The 17,006-nt window shown below is 60.0% G+C and carries 15 protein-coding genes; 3 read left to right on the plus strand and 12 right to left on the minus strand.

From position 1 onward, the window contains the following. Positions 1-113: 113 nt before the first annotated feature. The 7 genes from AB4N84_RS10450 to AB4N84_RS10480 all read right to left on the minus strand — a co-directional run bounded on the left by AB4N84_RS10450 (position 114) and on the right by AB4N84_RS10480 (position 9,525). Complete coding sequence (locus AB4N84_RS10450; RefSeq protein WP_074754758.1) at positions 114-1,007, minus strand: response regulator; 894 nt, start codon at positions 1,005-1,007, stop codon at positions 114-116. A gap of 171 nt (positions 1,008-1,178) precedes the next feature. After that, on the minus strand, positions 1,179-1,937 hold the full coding sequence (gene phoU, locus AB4N84_RS10455) for a phosphate signaling complex protein PhoU (RefSeq protein WP_074754760.1): 759 nt from the start codon (positions 1,935-1,937) through the stop codon (positions 1,179-1,181). Positions 1,938-1,991: 54 nt separating this feature from the next. Then, positions 1,992-2,825: a phosphate ABC transporter ATP-binding protein PstB gene (pstB, locus tag AB4N84_RS10460; protein ID WP_074754762.1), complete on the minus strand. Its 834-nt coding sequence runs from the start codon at positions 2,823-2,825 to the stop codon at positions 1,992-1,994. Between the two features lie 111 nt (positions 2,826-2,936). Beyond that, positions 2,937-4,607, minus strand: coding sequence for a phosphate ABC transporter permease PstA (pstA, locus tag AB4N84_RS10465; protein WP_460046253.1), 1,671 nt, complete (start codon positions 4,605-4,607; stop codon positions 2,937-2,939). Positions 4,608-4,622: 15 nt separating this feature from the next. Next, the gene (locus AB4N84_RS10470; protein WP_460046986.1) at positions 4,623-6,635 is read right to left on the minus strand and encodes an ABC transporter permease subunit; all 2,013 of its coding nucleotides are present in this window, start codon (positions 6,633-6,635) and stop codon (positions 4,623-4,625) included. 468 nt (positions 6,636-7,103) lie between these two features. Then, positions 7,104-8,075 carry a phosphate ABC transporter substrate-binding protein PstS family protein gene (locus AB4N84_RS10475; protein WP_074754768.1) on the minus strand — a complete coding sequence of 324 codons (972 nt, stop codon included), beginning with the start codon at positions 8,073-8,075 and terminating at the stop codon, positions 7,104-7,106. 157 nt (positions 8,076-8,232) lie between these two features. Beyond that, positions 8,233-9,525, minus strand: a complete 1,293-nt coding sequence (locus tag AB4N84_RS10480) for an MFS transporter (protein WP_460046254.1) — start codon at positions 9,523-9,525, stop codon at positions 8,233-8,235. A gap of 380 nt (positions 9,526-9,905) precedes the next feature. Between AB4N84_RS10480 and AB4N84_RS10485 the strand changes: the two genes are divergently transcribed. Together AB4N84_RS10485 and AB4N84_RS10490 are read left to right on the plus strand one after the other, a co-directional pair. After that, a complete protein-coding gene (locus AB4N84_RS10485) occupies positions 9,906-10,307 on the plus strand; it encodes an acyl-CoA thioesterase (RefSeq protein WP_062379844.1) in 402 nt (133 codons plus the stop codon). A gap of 100 nt (positions 10,308-10,407) precedes the next feature. Continuing rightward, complete coding sequence (locus tag AB4N84_RS10490) at positions 10,408-11,319, plus strand: D-hexose-6-phosphate mutarotase (RefSeq protein WP_460046256.1); 912 nt, start codon at positions 10,408-10,410, stop codon at positions 11,317-11,319. Between the two features lie 77 nt (positions 11,320-11,396). On the opposite strand, the gene AB4N84_RS10495 is transcribed toward AB4N84_RS10490, so the two are convergent. From AB4N84_RS10495 to AB4N84_RS10515, 5 genes are all read right to left on the minus strand, one after another. Then, positions 11,397-11,933, minus strand: coding sequence for a DUF3299 domain-containing protein (locus AB4N84_RS10495; protein ID WP_460046257.1), 537 nt, complete (start codon positions 11,931-11,933; stop codon positions 11,397-11,399). An 81-nt stretch (positions 11,934-12,014) separates the two neighbouring features. Further along, positions 12,015-12,260, minus strand: a complete 246-nt coding sequence (locus AB4N84_RS10500; protein WP_460046258.1) for a GlsB/YeaQ/YmgE family stress response membrane protein — start codon at positions 12,258-12,260, stop codon at positions 12,015-12,017. A gap of 169 nt (positions 12,261-12,429) precedes the next feature. Then, entirely contained in the window at positions 12,430-13,512 is a 1,083-nt protein-coding gene (locus AB4N84_RS10505) for a 5-(carboxyamino)imidazole ribonucleotide synthase (RefSeq protein WP_460046259.1), read from the minus strand. A 7-nt stretch (positions 13,513-13,519) separates the two neighbouring features. After that, on the minus strand, positions 13,520-14,011 hold the full coding sequence (gene purE, locus AB4N84_RS10510; protein WP_074754780.1) for a 5-(carboxyamino)imidazole ribonucleotide mutase: 492 nt from the start codon (positions 14,009-14,011) through the stop codon (positions 13,520-13,522). A 212-nt stretch (positions 14,012-14,223) separates the two neighbouring features. Beyond that, positions 14,224-15,135: a LysR substrate-binding domain-containing protein gene (locus AB4N84_RS10515; RefSeq protein WP_460046260.1), complete on the minus strand. Its 912-nt coding sequence runs from the start codon at positions 15,133-15,135 to the stop codon at positions 14,224-14,226. 371 nt (positions 15,136-15,506) lie between these two features. On the opposite strand from AB4N84_RS10515, the gene AB4N84_RS10520 reads away from it, so the two are divergent. After that, complete coding sequence (locus AB4N84_RS10520) at positions 15,507-16,931, plus strand: aspartate ammonia-lyase (RefSeq protein ID WP_074754786.1); 1,425 nt, start codon at positions 15,507-15,509, stop codon at positions 16,929-16,931. The last annotated feature ends 75 nt before the right edge of the window (positions 16,932-17,006 follow it).

The following is a 17,006-nucleotide window of genomic DNA, read 5'->3' on the forward strand; positions in this document are numbered from 1 at the left end:
TGTAGGAGCTGCCGGAGGTTACGACGGTGGCGAATTGCGATGTGTCAGATAAATCGCATTCGCGGCCGTCGTAACCTCCGACTGCTCCTACAGGTTCTGCAGCGTTAGCAGAATCAGGCTCCGGGCACGAAGTGCTTCTGCGCCGTACCACGAGCGATCAGGCGCGACAGGTAGTCGAGCTTCTGAGTGTCCTGGTCGACGAAACGGAAGGTCAGCTGCAGCCAGTCACTGTCCGGTTTCTGCTCGAATGCGGCGATGGCATGCAAGTAACCGTTCAGACGTGCCACCTCGGCGTTGTCGCCCTGCTCCAGATCGAGCACGGCGCTGTCGAGGATCTGCGGCAGGGTTTCACTGCGACGCACAACCAGCGACGCCTCCTTGAGGGTCAGCGCCTTGATCACACACGGCTGAGTGCCACTGGAAAGACGCAACTGCCCCTGACCCCGGCCCGTTGGCTCTGCCGCCGCAGCGGGCTTGGCCATGGGTTTGATCAAAGGTTGTGCAGGCGCGGCGGCTGGCGTCGCGCTCACCGTTTCAGGGCGATTGCCAGTCAGCGCGCTCAGCGAGTCATTGGCGAAGGCTGCGTTGGCGCGCGCCGGGGCGCCGGTCAGCAGGGCCTCCAGCTTGCCGACTTTGTGCAGCGCTTTCTTGACCTTGGTCAGCAACTGTTCGTTGGTGAACGGCTTGCCGATGAAATCGGAAACGCCGGCGTGGATCGCCTGGATCACGTTCTCTTTGTCACCGCGGCTGGTGACCATGATGAACGGCATGTTTTTCAGGCTTTCTTGCTGACGGCACCAGGTCAACAATTCCAGCCCGGACATCTCAGGCATTTCCCAATCGCACAGCACCAGATCGAAGACCTCTTTGGTCAGCAACACTTGGGCTTTACGGCCATTGACGGCATCTTCCAGGGTGACGCCAGGGAACGCATTACGCAGCCCTTTCTTGACCAGATCGCGGATGAACGGCGCGTCATCCACCACCAATACACTGACTTTACTCATCGACGCTCCTGATGGCGTGTTCACCGCAAATGGCGAGCATATCGCTGGCTGGTGGCCAACTGCCAAATTGTTTGACGACACCGGGACATTTATTCGCGGGTGACCGAAAAAAGAGGTGCCTGCAAAAACAAAAACGCCCGGCGTTCGCCAGGCGTTTTTTCTCAGGCAATCTTACTTATCGTCAGGTGCGCCCGGAACATTAGGTATTTCGGCGGACAGACCTTTGACTTCTTCCTGCATGCGCTTGAGGCCAAGGTGACGCACATCAGTGCCGCGCACCAGATAGATCACCAGCTCCGAGATGTTGCGAGCGTGGTCACCAATGCGCTCCAGCGAGCGCAGCACCCAGATCACGTTCAGAACGCGGGAAATCGAGCGCGGGTCTTCCATCATGTACGTGACCAGCTCACGCAGCGCGGTCTTGTACTCGCGGTCGATGGTCTTGTCGTACTGCGCAACCGACAGGGCCAGATCGGCGTCGAAACGAGCGAACGAGTCGAGTGCATCACGCACCATGCTGCGAACCTGGTCGCCGATGTGGCGCACTTCGACGTAACCCCGCGGCGACTCGCCTTCTTCGCACAGCTGGATGGCGCGACGGGCGATCTTGGTGGATTCGTCACCGATGCGCTCCAGGTCGATCACGGACTTGGAAATGCTGATGATCAGGCGCAGGTCCGAAGCGGCAGGCTGACGGCGGGCCAGAATGCGCAGGCACTCTTCGTCAATGTTGCGCTCCATCTGGTTGATGCGGTCGTCGACCTCACGAACGCGCTGGGCAAGGCCCGAGTCGGCGTCGATCAGCGCGGTGACCGCGTCGTTGACCTGCTTCTCGACCAGACCACCCATTTCCAGCAGGTGGCTGCGAACTTCTTCCAGTTCAGCGTTGAACTGCTGGGAGATGTGATGTGTATGGCTGTCTTTGATCATGCTGAGTGTCCGTCCGATTGATTGCGCGGTGGTTCAGGGCTGACGAAACACGTGCTAGCCGTAACGACCGGTTATGTAGTCTTCAGTCTGTTTTTTGGTCGGATTGGTGAACAACGTATCGGTGTCCCCGAACTCGACCACCTTGCCCATGTACAGAAACGCGGTGTAATCCGACACGCGCGCCGCCTGCTGCATGTTGTGGGTAACGATCACAATGGTGTATTTGGATTTCAGTTCGTAGATCAGCTCTTCGACTTTTAACGTCGAAATCGGGTCAAGCGCGGAGCACGGCTCATCCAGCAGCAGTACTTCGGGTTCGACGGCGATAGTGCGGGCGATCACCAGACGTTGCTGCTGACCACCGGAAAGCCCGAGCGCCGACTCGTGCAGGCGGTCCTTGACCTCATCCCACAACGCCGCGCCACGCAACGCCCACTCGACAGCCTCGTCGAGCGTGCGCTTTTTATTGATGCCCTGAATCCGCAGGCCATAAACGACGTTCTCGTAAATGGTCTTGGGAAACGGGTTGGGCTTCTGAAACACCATGCCCACGCGACGGCGCAGTTCGGCGACGTCTTCGCCCTTGGTGTAAATGTCATGCCCGTAAAGCTTGATCTCGCCCTGCACACGGCAGCCGTCGACCAGATCGTTCATCCGGTTGAAGGTGCGCAGCAACGTGGACTTGCCGCAGCCAGACGGTCCGATGAACGACGTGACGCGTTGTTTCGGGATGTTCATCTGAATGTCGAACAGCGCCTGCTTTTCGCCGTAAAACAGGCTCAGGCCCGGGACTTCCAGCGCAACGGCTTCGCTGGCCAAGTCCAGTCCCTGACGCTTGCGACCCAATGCCGACATGTTGATGCCGTGGGTGTGGGGTTCATGCTGCATGTTCTCACTCCGTTCATAGCGGCACGCATCGAACTGCAAGCTGCAAGTTCGAGCAGAAGCGGCGTGCGGCGTTTGACTGACCGCGTTTAGCTCGCCGCTTGTGGCTTTCAATCATTCTTCCAGCGCTTTGTACTTCTCGCGCAGGCGGTTACGGATCGTCACCGCCGACAGGTTCAACAATGCGATCACCAGCACCAGCAACAGCGCCGTGGCATACACCAACGGCCGCGCCGCTTCGACGTTGGGGCTTTGAAAGCCGACGTCGTAGATGTGGAAGCCCAGGTGCATGATCTTCTGGTCGAGGTGCAGATACGGATAGTTGCCGTCCAGCGGCAGCGACGGTGCCAGCTTGACCACGCCGACCAGCATCAGCGGCGCCACTTCTCCCGCTGCGCGCGCCACGGCCAGGATCAAGCCGGTCATCATCGCCGGGCTGGCCATGGGCAGGACAATCTTCCACAGCGTTTCGGCCTTGGTCGCACCGAGCGCCAGCGAACCTTCACGCAGGCTCAAAGGGATACGCGCCAGACCTTCTTCCGTCGCAACGATCACCACCGGCACGGCCAGCAACGCCAGCGTCAACGACGCCCACAGCAGGCCCGGCGTACCGAAGGTCGGGGCTGGAAGTGCCTCGGGGAAAAACAGCTGATCGAGCGAGCCGCCCAGCACATAGACGAAAAAGCCCAGACCGAACACGCCGTAAACAATGGCCGGAACGCCGGCGAGGTTGTTCACCGCGATACGGATCAGTCGGGTCACCGGCCCCTGGCGGGCATACTCGCGCAGGTAAACCGCCGCCAGCACGCCGAATGGCGTCACGATTACCGCCATGATCAACGTCATCATGACCGTGCCGAATATCGCCGGGAAGATGCCGCCTTCGGTATTCGCCTCACGCGGGTCGTCGCTGAGGAATTCCCACAACTTCTGGAAATAGAAGCCCAGCTTGGTGCCGATCCCCATGGCATTGGGTTGGTAAGCGTGCACCACCTTGCCCAGGCTGATTTCGACTTCTTTACCGTTGGCATCGCGCGCGGTCAGGCTGTCGCGGTTGAAATCGGCGTGCAAGGCAGCGAGGCGCGATTCGATGTCCTTGTAGCGTGCATCGTACTCGGCACGCTCCGAGGCCATGTCGGCCTGGGCTTCGGCGTCGAGCTTGCCGTTCAATTCGAGCTTGCGGGCTTGCAGGCGCAAGCGTTCGATCCCATGGTTGATGGCCCCGATGTCTGACTTTTCCAGACCGTCCAGTTCGTCCGAGATCGCCTGCACCCGCTTGATACGTTCCTGCAGTTGCGGCCAGGCCGCCTCTCCCTGGGCGACAACGTTGCCGTTCTCTTTGACGTTGACCAGATAGCCGTAGAAATTGCCCCACTCGCGGCGTTCGATCGTCATCAGTTCGGCAGGCTTGGTCTGATCGGTGAGCCACTCGCCGATCACCCAGTTGAAATCGCTGGGGCTGATGTCGCGGTTACCGACCTTGAACAGATCGCGGGTCATGAACTCAGGCCCCTGATCCGGCACCGGAAGACCGGCGGCCTTGAGGCGGGCACGCGGCACTTGCTCGGACTGCACCAGTTCGCCCACCAGTACATTCTTCTCCTGGCCAGGCACGTCGTAGTGCGCAGAGATCACGTCAGCGGGCCAGAAATGCCCAAGGCCGCGCACGGCAATCACAGCCAACAGCCCGATGGTCATGATCACGGCGATAGACACAGCACCCGCACTCAACCAGACACCGGGGCCACCGCTTTTGAACCAGCTCTTCAGGGAGGTCTTTTTCATCGGTATCTACCTGCCCTAGAGAGACGAATACTGCTTGCGCAGGCGCTGACGAATCAGCTCCGCCAAGGTGTTCATGACAAAGGTGAACATCAGCAGCACCAACGCCGCCAAAAACAACACGCGGTAGTGACTGCCGCCCACTTCGGACTCCGGCATTTCCACCGCAACGTTGGCCGCCAGCGTGCGCATGCCTTCAAACAGGTTCATGTCCATGATCGGCGTATTGCCGGTGGCCATCAGCACAATCATGGTTTCGCCTACCGCGCGGCCCATGCCGATCATCAGTGCCGAGAAAATACCGGGGCTGGCGGTCAGGATGACCACGCGGGTCAAGGTCTGCCAGGGCGTTGCACCCAAGGCGAGTGAGCCCAGGGTCAGGCCGCGCGGCACGCTGAAGATCGCGTCTTCGGCAATCGAATAGATGTTCGGAATCACGGCAAAGCCCATCGCCAGCCCGACCACCAGGGCGTTGCGCTGGTCGTAGGTGATGCCCAGATCGTTAGTGATCCACGAGCGCATGTCGCCGCCGAAGAACCAGTTCTCCATGTGCGAGCTCATGCCAAGCGAAACCCAGCCCACCAGCAGCACCACAGGGATCAGGATCGCGCTTTCCCAACCCTCCGGCACCCGCAGGCGGATCGAATCGGGCAGGCGGGTCCACAGGAAGCCCGCCAACAAGATGCCGATGGGCGTGAAAATCAGCAGACTGAAGATGCCCGGCAGATGCCCTTCCAGATAAGGCGCCAGAAACAGGCCCGCGAAGAAGCCGAGAATCACTGTCGGCATGGCTTCCATCAGTTCAATCACCGGCTTGACCTTGCGGCGCATGCCCGGCGCCATGAAGTAGGCCGTGTAAATGGCCGCAGCCACCGCCAGCGGCGCTGCCAGCAACATCGCGTAAAACGCAGCCTTGAGCGTGCCATACGTCAGCGGCGCCAGACTCAGTTTGGGCTCGAAATCACTGTTGGATGCGGTGGACTGCCAGATGTACTTGGGCTCGTCGTAGTTCTCGTACCAGACCTTGTCCCATAACGCGCTCCACGACACTTCCGGGTGCGGGTTCTTCAGACTCAGCGGTAGCAACTTGCCGCCGTCCTCGACGACGATGCGGTCGGCACGCGGCGACAGGCCCATGACGGCCGGGCCGCTGGCGACCGGGTCGATCAGCAGCGTGCGATGTGCAGTGCTGTGAAACACGCCCAGCTTGCCAGCGGTGTCCATGGCAATGAAGCCTTTGCGGCGTTGCTCGGCCGTGATCTGCGAGATCGGCGCACCGCCCATTTTGAAGTCACGAATGTGCTGGAGGCGCATCTCGCCATCGACATCACGGGCCATGAACCATTGCGCGATGTTGCCTCTGGAGCTGCCAATCATCAGCGAGATACCGCCGACGAGCTGGGTGCTGGCCGTGGTTTCGGCATTGGCGTCTTCAAGCAGCTTGTAACGGCCGTTCAGCGTGCGATCGCGAAGGTTGAAAACGTCTGCTTGAGCACGGCCATTGATCACATACAGCCACTGCTGACGCGGGTCGACGTAGATCGCCTTCACGGCCGCGGACAATTGCGGCAGATCGATGCGGCTTTGCTCGTTGGTCGTCTCGCCCGTCATCAGGTTTTCGGCCTGCGTCAGAGACAGCACGTGCAGCTGGGCGCCGGTCGCGCCCGCAAGAATCAAGGTGGAGTCGTTGGCATTGAGGCTGACGTGTTCCAGCGCCCGCCCTTCTTCGTCGAGCACCAAAGGCGCCTCGCCGTAGGGGTACGTAATGGCCGGCGTGATGGTTTTCTGGTTGCCCGGGTACGTGATCGGGTAAGCATGTTTGAACACCAGCACCTGACCGTTGGACAAACCCACTGCGATCAACGGCTTGCCGGGTTGATCCTGCGCAACCGAGGTCACGTGCGCGCCTGCAGGCACCGGCAGCGCCACACGCGACAGCTCGCGGCCGTCACTGAGAAGAAAGAACAGCGCTTCGCCTTTGTCGGATACGCGCATGCCGACCTGATTCTGCTCTTCGATGACCAGCACCATCGGTTTGCCAGCATCCTGCAGCCAGGCAGGCGTTTGAACGCTATTGGCGGTCAGCTTCGCCCCCTGAAAGAGAGGCGCGACGACATAGGCGAGGTAAAAGAAAATCAGGGTGATTGCGGCCAAGACGGCAAGACCGCCGACCAGCACGTACCAGCGCGTCAGACGATCCTTGAGCGCACGAATACGACGCTTGCGTTGCAGCTCGGGCGTATTGAAATCAATGCGCTCAGGAGGGGATCTTTCGGTCATCGATGAATTGGCCAAATCATTCATGCGCACACCCTAGCCACTCTGTATGACAAATACATGACAGCGGGGTGACGCAAAAAAGCCCGTCGCCCCGGAATCGTGGCAACGGACTGCTCATTGTTTCGCGAGCCTCGTTCCATAAGGCCTTTTTCGTTTTTGGCGGGACGAACCTGTCACCCCGCATCAGGGTTATCCGCAAGCGCCGCGCGCTCGCCGTTTTTATAGCCCCAGATCAGCCAACGCTTTGCTTACGACCTTGGCTGGTAGAGGAATGTACCCGTCTTTCATGACAACTTCCTGACCCTGTTTTGACAGCACCAGTTTTACGAACTCGGCTTCGAGCGGATTCAGGGGCTTGTTCGGCGCCTTGTTGACGTAGACATAAAGGAAGCGCGCCAGCGGATACGTGCCGTTCAGCGCGTTGGTTTCGTTGTCTTCGATGAACTCGCCGCCCTCTTTCTTCGCCAGTGGCACGGTGCGCACGCTGGACGTTTTATAACCGATACCTGAGTAACCAATGCCGTTGAGCGAGCTGCTGATCGAGCTCACCACCGACGCCGAACCCGGCTGCTCGTTGACGTTGGGTTTGAAGTCACCTTTGCACAAGGCCTCTTCCTTGAAATAGCCGTAGGTGCCGGACACCGAGTTACGGCCGAACAGCTGGATCGATTTGCCTGCCAGGTCACCGGTCACACCGATATCACCCCAGGTCTTCGCGTCCGCCTTGGCGCCGCACAGACGGGTCGCGGAGAAAATCGCATCCACTTGCTGCAACGTCAGCCCCTTGATCGGGTTGTCCTTGTGGACAAATATCGCCAGTGCGTCCACCGCAACCGGAATCGCCGTCGGCTTGTAGCCATACTTTTGCTCAAAGGCAGACAGCTCGCCGTCTTTCATCTTGCGGCTCATCGGCCCCAACGTGGCCGTGCCCTCCGTCAGCGCCGGTGGCGCCGTCGACGATCCGGCCGCCTGAATCTGAATGTTTACGCTTGGGTATTCTTTTTTGTAAGCCTCGGCCCACATCGTCATCAAGTTGGCCAACGTATCGGAGCCGACACTGGAAAGGTTGCCGGACACCCCCGTGGTTTTGACATAAGGCTTGATCGCGGGGTCAACCGCCGCCATCGCGTGAACTGCAGCGACGCTCGCCGCTACGAAGGTGAATGCGGACATCAAACGCTTGAGTGTCATGCCTGGCTCCTGGCGAGGTGAAGGGTTGGCCGGGTCTGTGATGGCCTTGTGACTACTCTATGACCGAGATGTGACAAAAAAATGAAAGGCCGCCATCCTTTTTAGGAGGGCGGCCTTAAATTAAGCCGTTTGTTTGCAACAAGGCATTTCTTTCGTGTCAGTGGGGCGTTCGCTTGAGCAGATACACCCCAATCACCATCCCCAACACACACAGCCCCGCCACGTACCAGGCCGGCCCCATCGGGTTGGCCTTGAGCATCAGCGTGACGATCATTGGTGTCAGGCCGCCAAAGATGGCATACGCCAAGTTGTAGGAGAACGATAAGCCCGAGAAACGCACGACCGGCGGGAAGGCTTTTACCATCACGAACGGAACGGCGCCGATGGTGCCCACGAACAAGCCGGTGATGGCGTACAGCGGGTACAGCCAGTCAGGATGAGCACCTACGGTGTGGTAGAAGGTCCAGGAACTGACCAACAATCCCAGCGAGCCAAACAAGAACACCAGACCCGCGCCAAAACGGTCCGCCAGCGCGCCTGCGCCGATGCAGCCCAGACTCAGCAGGACGATCGCCAGGCTGTTGGCCTTCAGAGTGACAGCCGGGGCGAAACCGTAGGTGGTTTGCAGCAACGTTGGGGTCATCAGGATGACGACGACCACACCGGCCGACAGCAGCCAGGTCAGGGCCATCGACAGCACGACCGCGCCGCGATGGTCACGCAGCACAGCCTTGAGCGGGACCTCTTCAGCCAGCGCTTTGCGCAGTTGAAGTTCAGCGAAGACCGGCGTCTCGTGCAGCCAGCGACGCAGATAGACCGACATCAGACCAAACACACCGCCCAGCAGGAAAGGGATCCGCCAGGCGTAGTCCGACACTTCGGCCGGGGTGTAGAGACTGTTGATCCAGGTCGCCACCAGCGAACCGAGCAAAATGCCCGCAGTGAGACCGGAGGTGAGGGTACCGCAGGCGTAACCGACGTTACGTGCGGGAACGTGCTCGGAAACGAATACCCACGCACCCGGCACTTCGCCACCAATCGCGGCACCCTGAATGACGCGCATCAGCAGCAACAAAAGTGGCGCCCAGATACCAATCTGCGCATAGGTGGGCAGTAGGCCCATGATCAAGGTCGGCACAGCCATCAAGAAAATGCTCAAGGTGAACATTTTCTTGCGACCCAGCAAATCGCCAAAGTGCGCCATGACGATGCCGCCCAACGGCCGAGCCAGATAACCGGCGGCAAAAATGCCAAACGTTTGCATCAAACGTAACCATTCCGGCATGTCCACGGGGAAGAACAGCTTGCCGACCACCGCCGCGAAGAACACAAAAATGATGAAGTCGTAGAATTCCAACGCCCCGCCGAGCGCAGAAAGCGAGAGGGTTTTGTAATCGTTGCGAGTCAGCGGACGCGATGGCTGCGCAGCATTTGTGGACACAGAGGACATAACAGGGGCTTCTCTTTTGAGGCTCTCTTGGGACGAAAAATCAATTGCGATGCAGCCGGGGATAACGGCTGTGCACGCGATTTATCGACTCGAAGATGTAATCGGGCATCAAAATTGCGTGCCAATAACGGCGTAGTGCGCCAAATCGGTCCGGCACGATAGCAAATTGTTTCCAAATGCACATAGACCGAAACAACAGCCAGTCAAAATCAGAACCGAACGGTCGAAGCTTCAACCATGGCCCGATATACTCGCTGGCCGCGGCTCAACCGGTCTTTCAGGGAATTTGTGCGAAACCATTTACCCAAGTCGTTTTCGCAGAGTTTCCCTAATTTAACGTGATGAAGACTTAGAGAGTCATGGGTCAGAGGCCCCAGGCAATGAACGAACTTGAACAGGAAGATCCTATACCGCAGGGCGATCTCGCGCTGCAAATCACCGCCCTTCCCCGCGAAACCAATGGCTTCGGCGATATTTTCGGTGGCTGGCTGGTCGCCCAGATGGACCTGGCAGGTACTGCCATGGCCAGCAAGGTCGCAGGCGGTCGCGTGGCCACCGTAGCCATTGATCGCATGGCCTTTCTGGTGCCGGTCGCCGTGGGCGCGCAGCTGTCTTTTTATACACAGACCCTGGAAATCGGCCGCAGCTCGATTCAGATGATGGTCGAGGTATGGAGCGATGATCCGCTGTCCAGCGAATGGCGCAAGGTGACTGAAGCCGTATTCGTGTTCGTCGCGATCGACGGCAGTGGCCGCACGCGTTCGGTTCCTGCGCGGCGCTGAAACCGCCTGGCGCTGCGTTCTTCGCACTTGGCAGGGCGCACTAAACTCATCAAGCTTGGCACAGTCTGATTCAGTCACTGTCCTTTGAGTGAGTACCCCTATGCCTACGCCAGAAGTCGAATCCATCCAGCTCGGTGAGCTCAATTGCTGGCGTATTCGCCACGGTCAGGCCGAACTGGTGGTTGCCCAGCAGGGCGCGCACATCATCAGTTATCAAGTCGACGGCGATCAGCCTTTGATCTGGTCCAACCCTGGCGCGCTGTTCAAACACGGCAAGGCGATTCGTGGCGGCATGCCGATCTGCTGGCCGTGGTTCGGCAACTTTCAGCGCAACCCGCAAAGCGTCCAGGCGATGCGTCAAAGCAGCGAGCCGGCCAACGCCCACGGCGAGGTCCGCGCCATCGACTGGGAGTTGATGGGCATGGGCGAAGATGGCGATGCATTGATCGTCGAGTTCATTCAGCCCAAAGCCGAAGGGCATCTGCCGGGCTGGCCGCACACCGTGGGCCTGAAGCTGCAGATTCGTATGGATGCGGCCTTGAACGTCAGCCTGTTGAGCTTCAATGCGGGGCCTGAAGACGTCACGTTGAGCCAGGCGCTGCACAGTTATTTCGCGGTCAGCGATATCAAGCAGGTTCGCATCGAAGGCCTGGACGGCGTGAGTTACCTGAACACGCTGGAAAGCTGGGAACAGCAGAAGGTGCAAGCCGGTGACATTACCTTCAGTGGCGAGACGGACCGTATCTATCAGGACACGCCTGACCTGATTTCGGTGATTGACCCTGAGTGGAAGCGCAAGATTCAGATCCAGACCACCGGCTCAAGCTCAGCGGTGGTGTGGAATCCCTGGATCGAGAAGACCAAGACGTTCAGCGACATGGAAGCCAATGGCTGGCAGAACATGGTGTGCGTCGAGACGGCAAACGTCATGACGGACATCGTGACCATCAAGCCGAACGACATGCATGTGATGAGCGTGAGTATTTGGGCTGAGCCGTTGACTGACGCCTGACAGGAGTCGGTGCCTTTGTAGGAGCGCCCGGACCAAACGCGCTCCTACACGAAGCTGCGTCAGACCATAACCGATTCTTACAAATCCGCCTCTACTACCACACGCACCTTCGACGCATCCAGTGCATAAGCCGCGTCAGCCAGATCGTTGCTGACTTTCTCGACCTTGAGCGTGCCGATGACCCACAGCGGCGTGTAGATGTCGTCGATCTTCAAGCCTTTCGGGTAACGCACCAGCACCAGCTGGTTCGGTGGCGGTGGCGGCACGTGGATGCAGGCGCCGGGGTAAGGCACCAGGAAGAACAGCGTGCTGTGCCCTTTGGCGTCGGTTTCCAGCGGCACCGGGTAACCGCCAAGGCGAATATTCTTGCCGTCCATGGCCGCGACAGTCTTGGTCGAATACATCACGGCGGGCAGGCCTTTGCTCTGCTTCAGCCCACCCTTGCTGTCGAACGTTCCCTGGGCTTCCGGGGAGTTGTGATCGATTTCGGGCATGGCTTCGAGGGCTTTCTGGTCCGACTTGGGCATCAGTTCGAGCCAGTCGGTTTCCGGGAGATCGGCGGCGCGTGCCAGTCCACAGACCAGCAGCAGGATAACGAAGAGGAGACGACGCATTAAGGGGCTCGGCATGGAGGGTTCAAGTGCCGGGCATTCTAGCCCTCCGCGCGGCAATAGCGCAGAGGGCCAGACTCAGTTTCACTTCTTTTTGATCATGCCGTAGATCACCAGCAGGACAATCGCGCCAACCAGCGCACCCAGGAAACCCGCACCCTGACCGGCCTGATAGATGCCCAGCGCCTGACCACCGTAGGTCGCGGCCAGAGAGCCGGCGATACCCAGGACAATGGTCATGATCCAGCCCATGCTGTCGTCGCCAGGCTTCAGAAAGCGAGCCAGCAGACCGACGATCAGGCCGATGAAGATGGTTCCGATGATTCCCATGCCATTTCCCTCTGTTTGAATGAATATGCCAAAGCCTAGTAGGCAATTGGCAACACGCTATGAGAGGGGTACGGGGGATGAATGGTTCAAACAAAAGTCCGCATGCGACTCGATCACTGTAGGCGCGCCCTTGGTCTGGGCGCGCCTACAAAGGCGGTGACGCAGCCGATCAGTTCTTGATCAACGCCTCAACCAACTTCACCTGGCGATCCAGCGTTGCGCGGTCCTTGCTGCGCACGGTGGCGTGACCCACCTTGCGGCCCGCCTTGAATGCCTTTGCGTAGTGATGCAGGTGGCAGTCTTCGATGGCAATAACCTTGTCCACCGCCGGGACTTCACCGATGAAGTTGAGCATCGCGCTCTCGCCGACCTTGGCCGTCGAGCCCAACGGCAGGCCAGCAACGGCGCGCAGGTGGTTTTCGAACTGGCTGCACTCGGCGCCTTCGGTGGTCCAGTGACCGGAGTTGTGAACGCGCGGAGCGATTTCGTTGGCTTTCAGGCCGCCATCGACCTCGAAGAATTCGAATGCCAGCACGCCCACGTAATCCAGCTGCTTGAGGACACGACCGGCGTAGTCTTCGGCCAAGGCCTGAAGCGGGTGGTCAGTGCTGGCGATGGACAGGCGCAGGATGCCGCTGTCGTGGGTGTTGTGCACCAGCGGATAGAAGCGGGTTTCACCATCACGGGCACGCACGGCGATCAGCGAGACTTCGCCGGTGAACGGCACGAAGCCTTCGAGCAGGCAAGGCACGCTGCCCAGCTCAGCGAAGGTACCGACCACGTCTTCCGGTGTGCGCAGGACTTTCTGGCCTTTGCCGTCGTAACCCAGGGTGCGGGTTTTCAGCACAGCCGGCAGGCCGATGCTGACAACGGCGGCATCCAGCTCTGCTTGAGACTGGATGTCGGCGAACGCAGGCGTCGGAATGCCGAGGTCCTTGAACATGCTCTTTTCGAACCAGCGATCACGGGCAATGCGCAAGGCGTCAGCGCTCGGATAGACCGGTACGAACTGGGACAGAAACGCAACGGTTTCAGCGGGCACGCTTTCGAATTCGAACGTGACCAGATCGACTTCATCAGCGAGCTGACGCAGATGATCCTGATCGCCGTAATCGGCACGCAGATGCTCGCCCAGCGCAGCAGCGCACGCGTCCGGAGCGGGGTCGAGAAACGCGAAGTTCATTCCCAGCGGAGTGCCCGCCAGTGCCAACATGCGGCCCAGCTGGCCGCCACCGATTACGCCGATCTTCATGAAAACCTCAGGCCTCGCGTGGGTCTGGATTGTCCAGAACGCTGTCTGTCTGCTCAGTGCGGAATTTTTTCAGCACTGCGTGGAATTGCGGGTGCTTGGCGCCCAGGATGCTGGCTGACAGGAGAGCGGCGTTGATCGCGCCCGCCTTGCCGATGGCCAGGGTCGCGACCGGGATGCCCGCCGGCATCTGCACGATGGACAACAGCGAATCGACACCCGACAGCATCGAAGACTGCACCGGAACGCCCAACACGGGCAGGTGAGTCTTGGCGGCGCACATGCCAGGCAAGTGAGCAGCACCACCGGCACCGGCGATGATCACCTCGATGCCGCGGCCTTCGGCCTCTTCGGCGTACTGGAACAGCAGGTCCGGCGTGCGGTGGGCCGACACCACTTTGACTTCGTACGGAATGCCGAGCTTTTCCAGCATGTCGGCGGTGTGGCTAAGGGTGGACCAATCGGACTTGGAGCCCATGATCACGCCAACCAGTGCGCTCATCGTCGTGCCTCTTCATCGGGCGCCCGCAGGCGCGTCTAAAAACAACAAGCCACGCGGGAAGACCGGCGTGGCTTGTCGTACGAATTATGACCAGTCGAACCGGCCAAAGGCCGCGCAGTATACCGCAAAGAGTGCCGTTTAACAGGACGCTGACGACCTCCTGTCAGCCGCTCTGTTTTCGCTGCCAAGCCCCGGATTTACTGACCTCAAGGTCAAGCGCCGGTCTGTGCGGCGCCCCCTTCGAGCTTACGCCACAGCAACCGCACGTTCGCCTTGCGCACCAGCGCACAGCGATACAGGCGGATCTCAAGCGGCACGTGCCATTGAGGACCGCCACACACCACCAGTTCACCGCGCTCCAGCTCGGCCGCGACGCTGAGCCGAGGCACCCAGGCGATGCCCAGCCCCTGCAGCGCCATGCCTTTGAGGCTGTCAGCCATCGCGGTCTCATAAACCGTGGTGAAACGCAGATTGCGCTGACGCAACAGCAGGTTCACCGAACGCCCCAGAAAGGCACCCGCGCTGTAGGCCAGCAAGGGGACGCTGTTTTCGCCTTCGAGATCGAATAGCGGATTGCCTTGCGCGTCCGCCGAGCACACCGGCAGCATTTCAGTCATGCCCAAGTGCAGCGACGGGAAGATTTCCGCATCCATCTGCAGCGCCGCGTCCGGGTCATAAAACGCGAGCATCAGGTCGCAGCCACCTTCACGCAGCGCATGCACGGCGTCACCCACGTTGGTGGCGACCAGCCGGGTGGCGATGTTCAGGCCTTCATTGCGCAGTTGCGCGATCCAGCGTGGGAAGAAACTCAAGGCCAGCGAATGCGCGGCCGCAATCTGCATGACCTCGCCCTGCCCGCTTTCAAGGTGATGCAGATGACGCAGGACTTCGCCGAGCTGATCGACCACCGTCCGCGCCGTCACCAGAAACAACTGCCCCGCCGCTGTCAGCTCGATCGGCGTGCGCGAGCGATTGACCAGCGTCAGACCGAGCGCGGCTTCAAGGCTACGGATTCGTCTGCTGAAGGCCGGCTGCGTGACGAACCGCCGCTCCGCCGCCTGGGAGAAGCTGCGGGTTGCGGCCAGCGCGCTGAAGTCTTCCAGCCATTTGCTTTCCAGGTTCATCAATCTCTCCCGCAGGGTGGGTCGCCACTTATCAATGGTTGCCGCCCATCAACTGTAGGAGCGTGGCTTGTCCCGCGATCTGGCGCGCAGCGGCAGCAATCATCGGGAACACGATTTGTCTGGCGCACTGCATTCGCCAGAATCACGACTGCTGCGCAGCCGATCGTCCGGATGCGGCCCAGAGACAAGCCACGCTCCTACAGAGTGATTGGCGAAGTCGTTCACACGCTCGTCACAATCCGAACGTCACATCAACATTATGCCGTTTGTGCATAGGCTAGCGCTTAACAGCATTGGTTCGCAATCGGCCACAGGCCTAGTATTAAAGGCGTTCCGGCTTAGTCCGTGCCTTTCTTGAGACTTTCTCTATCATGTCCTCCGCTGCATCATTTCGCATCGAAAAAGACCTGCTTGGCGTCCTCGAAGTACCCGCTGAAGCGTATTACGGCATTCAGACGCTGCGCGCCGTTCAGAACTTCCGGCTCTCCGGCGTTCCGATCGCTCACTACCCGAAACTGGTTGTCGGCCTGGCCATGGTCAAGCAAGCGGCCGCCGATGCGAACCATCAGCTCGGCCACCTGAGCAGCGAAAAGCACGCGGCCATCAGCGAAGCCTGTGCACGCCTGATTCGCGGCGACTTCCACGAGCAGTTCGTCGTCGACATGATCCAGGGTGGCGCCGGTACGTCCACCAACATGAACGCCAACGAAGTCATCGCCAACATCGCGCTTGAGGCGATGGGCCATGAGAAAGGCGAATACAAATACCTGCACCCGAACAACGACGTGAACATGGCGCAGTCGACCAACGACGCTTACCCGACGGCCATCCGCCTGGGTCTGCTGTTGGGTCACGACGCCCTGCTCGCCAGCCTCGACAGCCTGATCCAGGCGTTCGCGGCCAAAGGCCAGGAATTCAACCACGTCCTGAAAATGGGCCGCACCCAGCTGCAGGACGCCGTGCCGATGACCCTCGGCCAGGAATTCCGCGCCTTCGCCACCACGCTGACCGAAGACCTCAACCGTCTGCGCAGCCTGGCACCTGAGCTGTTGACCGAAGTGAACCTGGGCGGCACCGCCATCGGCACCGGCATCAACGCAGACCCTGGTTATCAGCATCTGGCGGTTGAGCGCCTGGCGATCATCAGCGGCCAGCCTTTGGTTCCGGCCGCCGACCTGATCGAAGCCACCTCTGACATGGGCGCCTTCGTGCTGTTCTCCGGCATGCTCAAGCGCACTGCGGTCAAGCTCTCGAAGATCTGCAACGACCTGCGCCTGCTGTCCAGCGGCCCGCGCACCGGCATCAACGAGATCAACCTGCCAGCGCGTCAGCCAGGCAGCTCGATCATGCCGGGCAAAGTGAACCCGGTGATTCCGGAGGCCGTGAACATGTGCGCCTTCGAAATCATGGGCAACGACCTGGCCCTGACCATCGCCGCCGAAGGCGGCCAACTGCAACTGAACGTGATGGAGCCGCTGATCGCTTACAAGATCTTCGACTCGATCCGTCTGCTGCAACGCGCCATGGACATGCTGCGCGAGCACTGCATCGTCGGCATCACCGCCAACGAACAGCGTTGCCGCGAACTGGTCGAGCACTCGATCGGCCTGGTCACCGCGCTGAACCCGTACATCGGCTACGAAAACGCCACCCGTATCGCCCGCGTCGCCCTGGAAACCGGCCGCGGCGTACTGGAACTGGTGCGTGAGGAAGGCTTGCTCGACGACGTGATGCTCGCCGACATCCTGCGCCCGGAAAACATGATTGCCCCACGATTGGTGCCGCTGAAGGCCTGATCACCGAAGCTCCCGCTTCACCCGCAAGACGATCACCAGGCTGAGGGCCTAGACACCCCTCACCCTTTTGAGGGC

The sequence above is a fragment of the Pseudomonas sp. S2_H01 genome (assembly GCF_054668305.1).